Below are 9,333 nucleotides of genomic sequence, written 5' to 3' on the forward strand. Positions count from 1 at the left end.
GAAAAAGAGGAGTTGGAACTATGCTATATGTACCAAATGACAAAGAACGTGATCCACGAGTAAACCTTGCCATCGAGACGTATTTATTACAAAATATGCCGCTCGATGAACCAATCTTGCTTTTTTACATCAATGAACCGTCGATTATCATTGGTCGTAATCAAAATACGATCGAGGAAATCAATAAAGAGTATGTGGACGAAAAAGGGATTCATGTCGTTCGCCGCTTAAGTGGCGGGGGTGCTGTGTATCATGATCTTGGAAATTTGAACTTTAGCTTTATCATGCCAGATGATGGCAACTCCTTTAGAGATTTCAAAAAATTGACGGAGCCGATCGTTGAAGCCTTGCATAAGCTTGGAATTGAAGGGGCACAATTAAAAGGTCGGAACGATCTTGTGATTGACGACAAGAAATTCTCCGGTAATGCGATGTATTCGACAAATGGCCGGATGTTCGCTCATGGAACCTTGATGTTTGATAGTGATATTGATGAAGTCGTCAATGCCTTAAAAGTTAAGAAAGATAAGATCGAATCCAAAGGCATCAAATCGATCCGTTCTCGTGTGACGAACATCAAAGATTACTTACCGGCTGATAAACAAGCGATGACGACAGAAGAATTCCGCCAAGCGATTCTTTTGCAGATTTTTGGTGTAGACAGTGTGGACCAAGTGAAAACTCATGAGTTGAATGAGGAAGACTGGAAAGCAATCAATCAAATCTCGGAAGAATACTACAAAAACTGGGATTGGAATTATGGCCGTTCACCAGAGTTTAACTTGGAACGGCAAAAACGTTTTTCTATCGGTTCGATTGAAGTTCGCTTAGACGTTGCCAACGGTAAGATCGAAAAAGCCAAAATCTTCGGTGATTTCTTTGGCTTAGGCGAGATCAAGGATGTTGAGAACCAATTGATCGGTACGCGCTATGATAAAAAAGCCCTAGAGGAATGCATTGATCAGATTGACTTAACTCACTACTTTGGTAATATCACCAAAGAAGATTTCTTAGAATTGATTTATTAAATGTCCAACAAACGACCTTCTGTTTAGCAAAAGGTCGTTTGTTTTTTTGATTTTTGTTAAGATAGTCAGTGAAAGCAGAATAAAGGAGCTCTTTATGAAAAAGCGTGAATTCATCGTTCAAGACTTATTGAGTAAAATCTATCAGGAAGAATTTAATAATGGAAAATTGCCGAATCAGCGGAAGTTAGCGGAAATCTATGGCGTTTCCCGCTTTACGATTCAGCAGGCAGTGAAAAATTTAGAAGAAATCGGGATCGTCCGCGTCGTTCAGGGGTCAGGGATTTTCGTTCACGAGAAGTGGGTGAAAAACCCGCTGATCTTCAATTCGCTGACTCGAACGCCCTATGACCGGATCGATTCAAAGATGATCGAACTAAAGAAAACACCTGCCACCTTAGACGAACAGAAAATCTTTCAAATCAATGAAGGCGAGGAAATTTGGACGTTTGAGCGGATTCGGATCGTCAATTACAAAATCGAACAGTTAGAAATTTCAAAGATGCCGGTCTCGATGTTTCCTGACTTATCTCAGGAAGTGGTAGAGCATTCGATTCAAAACTATGTGGAGCAGAAGGGCTACCGCATCTCTCATTACATTACCAGCTATGACCCCATCACAACTTCCAAGGAGCAGTCCAAGCTGCTGCTCTGTAAACGCGGAACACCCGCGATGCAGATTACGAATCGAGCCATTTTGGAGGATGGGCAGATCTTTGAATACAGCAGCATCGTGGCGATCGATTATTCTGTAACGTATATTCGTCCCTTTGACCGTGAGATTCATCGGTCACGGATTGATTAGAAATCTTATTGCAAACAAAATGACCCGCACTTCGAAGGCAGAAGTACGGGTCATTGCTTTTATTTTTATGGTGTTACAATCGTTCCATCCGGTGTCCGGCTTTGTGTCCATTCGTGAGTGCGATAAACGACTGGATACTCGGCCGCCAGTTCTTCATTAAAGGTCACACCGATGCCGCTTTCCTCGATGGGATAAAAGAAGCCCTTGTCTGGAGTTGGAATATTACCAAAGACTTTTTGTGTGTTCGCAGGAACATCGATATTTTCCTGGATCGCAGCATTATGCAAGTGAATGTTCAAATGAGTATTCACCGCTAACCCAACTGGTGTAATATCGGAGGGTGTATGCCAAGCGATTCGGATTCCCATCGCTTCACAATAGTGAGCCAATTTTAAGGCTGGAGTGATCCCGCCGATTTGGGAAACATGCGCACGCATGTAGTCAATGTGACGATTGCGAACTAATTCCTTCCACTCCATCGGATTATTGAACAATTCGCCGGTTGCGATCGGTGTTACTGATTGACTGCGTAATTGCGCCAACCATTCGTTTTGGTTTGGCGGCAGGATATCCTCTAAGAAGAAGAGATTGTATTTTTCTGCAGCCTTCGCAAATTTGATGGCTTGGTTGGGATGAAGACGTTCATGGACATCATGGAGCATTTGAAACTGGCTGCCGTAGTTGTTTTGAATGCTTTCGAACATGTCTAATGTCGTCTGCATATAGTCCTCTTGATCAAAATAAGAGCCCTCAAGTGGTTTTTCAGGCGTTTCCAGCCTGCTTGGATTGCCGCCGTAAAAGCCCAATTGACAGCGAATGTAACGATAGCCTTCTGCTAAGAATTTGTCGATCTCACTATACAGTTCATCTAGGTTATCTGCTACTGCATGGGTATAAGCTGGAATTGCGGTCCGCGCTTTCCCACCGAGTAATTGATATAATGGCATGTCTGCCAGCTTGCCCTTGATATCCCACAGAGCCATATCGACACCTGAGATGGCATTATTGGTGATGGGTCCGTTGCGCCAATAGGAATTGACGTTCATCACTTGCCAAATGTCTTCGATTTGATTCGCGTCTCTTCCAATCAGTAATGGTTTTAAGTATTCTTCCACGACTGTTTGAACGGCTAATGGCCGAAATTGAAAGGTTCCGCAGCCGACGCCGGAGACGCCCTTGTTCGTTTCTACCTTGACCACTAATAAATTATGGCGATCAGGTTTGATGGCGAAGCTTTTTATATCTGTAATGATAGTAGGTGTCATTTTCTTCACTCCAATGTACATAGATAAGATTCGTTTGCATGCTCATTGAAACATGTAAATGATAGGGCTGTCAATTTGGTCTAAAAAAAAGGAGTTAAAGCACGTAAAAACAGTCCAATTTTTTAATTAAACTTATAAGAACGTTGGTATAGAGCTGTTTATTTTTAATTATTAACAAAAAGGACTGGTTTTACAAGAGTGGTTTACCATGCTACTATGTGGGTGAAAACGGAAACACATTTACTTACGTTTCGAAGAATAAGGATGTCAGTTCAACTTTTTGCAGTTTATCAAAAGAGATATCAATTTTGAAGATTTGGTAAATCACTAGATTGAACGCTTTAGTTGAATGATATACGGCATTCGAAACGGACTAATTTTTCTGTGAAAAATTAATTCACTAACACGAATAAGGATGTCAGTTCAACTTTTTGCAGTTTACGAAAAGAAAAATCAATTTCGAAGATTTAGCAAATCAATAGTGTGAACACTTTAGTTGAATGATATACGGCATTCGAAACGGACTAATTTTTCTGTGAAAAATTAATTCACTAACACGAATAAGGAGGAAGAAAAAGTGAAGCATGAGGATGTAGCGAAACAAATTATTAAAAATGTCGGCGGTGCAGAAAATATCAATAATGCTTGGCATTGTATGACCAGGCTGCGTTTCAATCTAAAAGACGAAAAATTGGTAGATTACGCTGGTCTTGAGAAGATAACGAAAGTGGTTGGAACGAAATATCAAAGTGATCAGCTGCAGGTAGTGATCGGAACAGACGTAGCGGAGTATTTTGCACCCATTGCTAAGGCGTTAGGATTGGATGAAAATAGTCAGCAAGGTGACGGCGAGAAAAAAGGAGCCATATCCTTATTTATGGATACTGTTTCCGGCGTTTTTGGTCCTATCGTTCCGGCGATCGCTGGTGCGGGGATGATCAAAGGGTTGATGGCTGGGCTAGTTGCCTTGAATGTCATCTCAAACCAAACGGATACGTACTTGATCATTGATATGATCGCCAGTGGTGTCTTTACCTTCTTGCCATTCTTTGTCGCGGCATCGGCTGCTCGTATTTTTAAAACTAATCAATATTTAGCGGTCGCGATTGCGGCAACATTGCAATTTCCGACGATGACAAATGCGGTAGCTGAAGGCTCGATCTCGGCCTTTAAACTATTCGGCGTCGTTCCTGTGCCGGTCTTTAATTATGCGGGAACCGTTATTCCAATTATTTTCGCGGTATTGGCGCTGAGCTATATCTATCGTTGGGTTGATAAAGTTCTGCCGCAGGTATTACGGACAGTCTTTACGCCAACCATTTCTTTGTTTGTTGCAGGATTAGTTACATTGACGATTATCGGGCCAATTAGTATTCATTTAGGAAATCTGTTGGCGGCTGGCGTAGCGTGGCTGTTTTCAATCTCACCAGTATTGGCGGGGATTGTCGTTGGTGCGATTCGTCCGATTGCGATCTTTACAGGTCTGCATCATGCGATGACACCGATTGCTCTACAGAACTTTGCCAACCAAGGCTATGACATGCTGATGCCAATGATGTTTATGGCGAACATGGCGATCACTGGTGCGACAGCGGCGATCTATACAAAAGTCAAATCAAAAGAAGATAAATCCCTTGTTTTATCATCCGCTGTTTCTGGTTTGTTAGGAATCACGGAGCCGGCATTATTCGGGATTTTGTCAAAATACAAAAAAGCCTTTATTGCCGCAACAGTCGGTAGTTCTGTGGCATCTGCCTTTATCAGTTTCTTCGGTGTACGTATCTATGGCTATATTTTATCAAGTATTTTCAGCCTGCCAGCATACATTGGTCAGTACTTTATTTTTGCGGTACTAGGGATCTTGATCGCGTTGATCTCTTCATTTGTGATTACGTATATGCTGGTTCCAGCTGAACAGGCAGAAGCTGATGAGCTGACTAATGAAGTTGCACTGCATGCTGTGGCAAAAGGCGATTATATTCCTTTAGAGGATGTGCCAGACGAAGTTTTCTCAACGAAGATGATGGGTGACGGCTTTGCAATTAACTCTGTTGACGGTGCCGTTTATGCGCCAGTTAGCGGAACCGTGACTACTGTCTTTCCTTCAAAGCATGCCATTGGGATTCAAACCAGTAATGGTGTGGAGGTTCTGGTTCATATGGGGATTGATACGGTGTCATTAGACGGTAAAGGCTTCGATGTTTCTGTTAAAGCGGGCGACAAAGTCACAGCGGATACGAAAATCGCGCAGATGGATCTGGCTTATATTCATAGACAAGGAAAAGAAAGCATGATCATTGTGGTGATTACCAACATGGATCGGGTGTTGAAATTTTCTGGTGAAAGAGACCTAGAAGGGCAGCATCAAGCGGGCGTCATTTTAGAACGTGCTTTGCTGAACGGTTAGGAGATAGCGATATGAAACGAATGGACATTTTGTCACGTTTAAAAAAAGCGGGTGTGATCGCAGTGGTTCGCGGAAAGGATTCTGCTGAGGCAGTTAAAGCCAGCCAAGCGATTATTGCTGGCGGAGTGACGGGGATCGAAGTTACGTTTACCGTTCCTAACGCACAGACAGCGATCCAAGAATTAGTTGAAGAATATCAAGGGGCAGACGTTGTAATCGGTGCTGGAACAGTGCTGGATGTGGTGACGGCTCGCTTAGCCATCATGGTGGGAGCGGAATTTATCGTCAGCCCAAGCTTTGATCAGGAAACGGCAGAGCTGTGCAATCTATATCAGATCCCGTATCTGCCTGGCTGTATGACGATTACTGAAATGCAACAGGCGTTGAAAATGGGCGTTGATATTATCAAGTTGTTTCCGGGAAGTGTCAGTGGTCCAAGTATGGTCGCAGCGGTCAAGGCACCGCTGCCGCATATCAACTTAATGCCGACGGGCGGTGTGAACCTTGAAAATATGGCGACTTGGTTTGCAGCAGGCGTCGTCGCAGTTGGTGTGGGTGGAAATCTGTTGGCTCCGGCAGCTACGGGTGATTTTGCCAAGGTAACAGAAATCGCTCAGCAATATGCGGCAAAACTGTCCGAGATTCGGGGAACAGTCAATGGCTAAGGTCGTTTGTCTAGGAGAAATCATGCTGCGTTTGTCGGCGGAAGCGGGCACACGCCTTCAACATGCCCAACAATTGGCTGTTTTCTATGGAGGCGGCGAAGCAAATGTTGCGGGTTCCTTAGACAACTATGGGCATCAAGTCCAGTTTGCCAGCAAGCTTCCCGCCAATGGATTCGGGCAAGCCGAAGTATTAAGTCTCAGCTAAAGTGAGAGCGCCAAAATTGAACAGTAAAAAAATCAGGGAACGGTCCGTCGAGTGGACTGTTCCCTGATTTTTTATAATTCTAAGGTGATTTTAAAGTATTGCTGTTTTTCTTTTATTTGCCAATGCCACTCGCCATTGGAGCGTTTAACGGCTTGTTCCAACTCTTGATGGGAATCGATCGAGTTTTCTGCTACGACGGATTCATCAAAAGAGTGGCGAGTGAAGGCACTGGTGTTGCTTTCGATGATCAACTGTCTTTGCTCCTGTTTGATCGAAATATCGATCGTTCCAAAGCGTGGATCGCTCAGAAATTTTTCGAATAATTGGATCAGCAAAGACAAGGACTCATCGTTTAGCACAGTGGTTTCCTCTTCAACAATTAGTTGACAGTTGAAGAATTTTGCTTGTTTACGAAATTCTTTTTGATAGTACTCACGCATTTGCTGAAGGTGAGCGGTTAGGGAGGCTACTTGATTATTTCTAGCAGCTTCTTTTTCAGCTAATAAGTTGAATGTCATTAGTAGATTTTGCTGCTTTTCTTTTATAAGCAGTTGTTGTTGCGCAGATTCCTGCTGCTGTCTTCGGTAATTCTGAATGTAGTTGATCTCTTCTTCAAAATGATAGCCTGAGATTAAAAGCATTAATCCGCTGAATAGCACCAACGGCCAGTCGGTTGTAAGATTTGCAGCTCCTGCAAACAATTGAATATAGAAAAAGCAGTGAACAAAGGCAGCCATAATAATTCCCGGTGAACAAATAGTATAAAAACGATTTTGATCAGCGGACTCAGCTAGAGCGACTGCTGAGGTGTATAACGTCATAAAGACATTAAATCCACTGAAAATCTGCATCGCGATAGGTAAGGATAGTTTTCCGACAGCGATGCAAAACACGCCGACAGTTAAAAGTGTGACCTGTGAACCGACACCATAGAGATAGTAATGTTGATACTTTTTTGTCCGCAGCAAATAGTAATTCGTTAGAAAAACCGGAATCAAAATCGCGGTCAGATTATAGAGAATCGACAAGCTTCTAGGATTGAACAAGGTACTTGCCGGAACATTCAGAACGAGCGATTGCAGCCCGACTAATAATGTAAAACCGATTAAAAGCAGAGAAGAAAGCAGCTGTTTCTTCGAATATCTCGGTCTTAAAAAAAGCAGTACCAGCATGATGATAATTAAAGTCCCACAGACACTCAAAAGTAAAAACTGCGGCAGTGAACGAAGCATAAAGAAGCGACTGACTTCCGCGGACTTTCCGATAAATACTTGAGCAGGAATACCGGCATAGTATTCATAGGGCGTCTTTGTAATGATGCGCAGCTTGTGCTTGCGATAATCATTTGGCAGCTGGATAGTCGTCTGAAGCATTCCTGGTTCTTTGTGCTTATCGGTAGCGGCGTATTTGTAAAGAAGCCGCTCTCCGACAAACACCGATACCCACTGATGGTTGGCCCGAACAACTAGCTGTGGCTCCTTGAATGGTATCTCCAGCTGCTGCTGCATAATAAGTGCATTATTCGGTTGTACATTTTTCAATCGCTGATCAGTTTTTCCGTAGATATAATGGTCAGAATGATTCTTAACAACAAATGTCCAATGACTTTTCAATTCTGTAACGTTTGTTTTTTTAATTTCATCAAAAGTTTTGAATACAATGGCTATGGCTGCGATTAAAATAACCGCTATTATTAAAATGAAGCGTTGCTTTGAACAGAATTTAAAAAAACGCTGATTGCTTAGTTTTGCAATGATAAATAACACCCTTTCTTTTGAAGAAAGACAATAGAAATCGTCTAATACTATAATAATAGTAACATATTGCGATATCCAGTCAAAATTTTATTCAATTAGAAACTAAAAAATAGATTTTTTTAACAAATGTGATATGATAAATACAGATAGTTTTTCTTCTAAAAGGAGGTGGTTCCGCATGTTGAAAAATAAAAAAATAACGTTTCTATATGTTGTGCTGATTTTCTCAATATTTCTCTTAGCTGTTTTGACGATTGTTATTCCAAAAGCATTGAATGTCACACCATACGTCATTTCAGATAATAAAATGGCGCCAGAATATCAAAAGGACGGACTGGTTTTTGTGAAAGATGTGATGGAGCCTATCCATGTTGGCGATACCATCACCTATTATGAAAATCAAGGAAAATCGATCAAAACGCGGCGAGTACTAGCGGTGGACAATAAAATCGATGGTTATTTTGTCAAAGGAGACAACTCTGTTAAAGCAGAGATGGGGCTTGTTCATGAACGAAATTTAATCGGTCGACCACATTTTTATCTTCCATACATAGGTTTTTTAGCAGATACAAAAGTGATGACAATTATTAAAAGCAGTTTTTTTGTTGGAGCCATCTTGATGACGCTCTCAACTTTGTTTTTCCAAACAGAAATGAAACATAAAATTCGGCAGCAAGTCGAATAAAAAAGGCCTCCACGGATGAAGGTCTTTTTCAATCGAATGATTATTTTCATGTAAATACAAGCGCAATAAACATCGGATGATCCTAATAGGACACTTCTAGTGCCTCTTTCAGCTCATCTTTTGCTTCTTTTATTTCTTCCTTCGCTTCTTTTTGACTTTCTGACAGTTCAAGTTTTTTTGTTTTACGACTTTCCTTCAACTCATTTTTTACTTCTTTAGAGGCTTCCTCGATATCATCTTTGCTGTCTTTCAAGTCTTCACGGATGTCTTGTTTCACCTGTCTCATCTCAGTGCGAAATTCCGACTGCCATAAAGGCCGTAAAATATAGCGATTCACCGTCAATAAACCAATACAAGCAATTCCCAAAATTACTACCGTCATATCTAAACCATTTCTTTTCATTTTTATAAATCCGCCTTCCTACGAAAGGCACCAATGAGATGATGAAAATCCTCAAAGAACCTTTCTCTCTTTATTTTTCGTGTTACGCTCTCCTTGCAGGTCCCTGGTATACTACA

The 9,333-nt window shown here is 41.7% G+C and carries 8 protein-coding genes and 1 pseudogene; 6 read left to right on the forward strand and 3 right to left on the reverse strand.

The features are described 5' to 3' along the window. The first annotated feature begins 20 nt into the window (after positions 1-20). Positions 21-1,028, forward strand: coding sequence for a lipoate--protein ligase (locus KQI58_RS10960; RefSeq protein ID WP_216409039.1), 1,008 nt, complete (start codon positions 21-23; stop codon positions 1,026-1,028). A gap of 94 nt (positions 1,029-1,122) precedes the next feature. After that, on the forward strand, positions 1,123-1,830 hold the full coding sequence (locus KQI58_RS10965) for a GntR family transcriptional regulator (RefSeq protein ID WP_216409040.1): 708 nt from the start codon (positions 1,123-1,125) through the stop codon (positions 1,828-1,830). 65 nt (positions 1,831-1,895) lie between these two features. Here the strand turns inward: KQI58_RS10965 and KQI58_RS10970 are convergent, their stop codons facing one another. Then, on the reverse strand, positions 1,896-3,095 hold the full coding sequence (locus KQI58_RS10970) for an enolase C-terminal domain-like protein (RefSeq protein WP_216409041.1): 1,200 nt from the start codon (positions 3,093-3,095) through the stop codon (positions 1,896-1,898). A 577-nt stretch (positions 3,096-3,672) separates the two neighbouring features. Between KQI58_RS10970 and KQI58_RS10975 the strand changes: the two genes are divergently transcribed. The 3 genes and pseudogenes from KQI58_RS10975 to KQI58_RS10985 all read left to right on the forward strand — a co-directional run. Continuing rightward, the gene (locus tag KQI58_RS10975) at positions 3,673-5,502 is read left to right on the forward strand and encodes a glucose PTS transporter subunit IIA (RefSeq protein ID WP_216409042.1); all 1,830 of its coding nucleotides are present in this window, start codon (positions 3,673-3,675) and stop codon (positions 5,500-5,502) included. 11 nt (positions 5,503-5,513) lie between these two features. Further along, entirely contained in the window at positions 5,514-6,167 is a 654-nt protein-coding gene (locus tag KQI58_RS10980) for a bifunctional 2-keto-4-hydroxyglutarate aldolase/2-keto-3-deoxy-6-phosphogluconate aldolase (protein WP_216409043.1), read from the forward strand. Further along, positions 6,160-6,369: pseudogene (locus KQI58_RS10985) on the forward strand (PfkB family carbohydrate kinase); the annotation flags it as partial. The gene KQI58_RS10980 and the pseudogene KQI58_RS10985, both read left to right, overlap by 8 nt. A 74-nt stretch (positions 6,370-6,443) precedes the next feature. On the opposite strand, the gene KQI58_RS10990 reads toward KQI58_RS10985, so the two are convergent. Continuing rightward, positions 6,444-7,985: an MFS transporter gene (locus KQI58_RS10990; RefSeq protein ID WP_253295892.1), complete on the reverse strand. Its 1,542-nt coding sequence runs from the start codon at positions 7,983-7,985 to the stop codon at positions 6,444-6,446. Positions 7,986-8,307: 322 nt separating this feature from the next. On the opposite strand from KQI58_RS10990, the gene KQI58_RS10995 reads away from it, so the two are divergent. Beyond that, entirely contained in the window at positions 8,308-8,814 is a 507-nt protein-coding gene (locus KQI58_RS10995) for a S26 family signal peptidase (RefSeq protein WP_216409044.1), read from the forward strand. Positions 8,815-8,896: 82 nt separating this feature from the next. Here KQI58_RS10995 and KQI58_RS11000 read toward each other — a convergent pair whose 3' ends face one another. Beyond that, complete coding sequence (locus KQI58_RS11000; protein ID WP_216409045.1) at positions 8,897-9,217, reverse strand: YtxH domain-containing protein; 321 nt, start codon at positions 9,215-9,217, stop codon at positions 8,897-8,899. Between the last annotated feature and the right edge of the window lie 116 nt (positions 9,218-9,333).

The organism is Enterococcus raffinosus, assembly GCF_018917525.1.
GTDB lineage: Bacteria > Bacillota > Bacilli > Lactobacillales > Enterococcaceae > Enterococcus_A > Enterococcus_A raffinosus_A.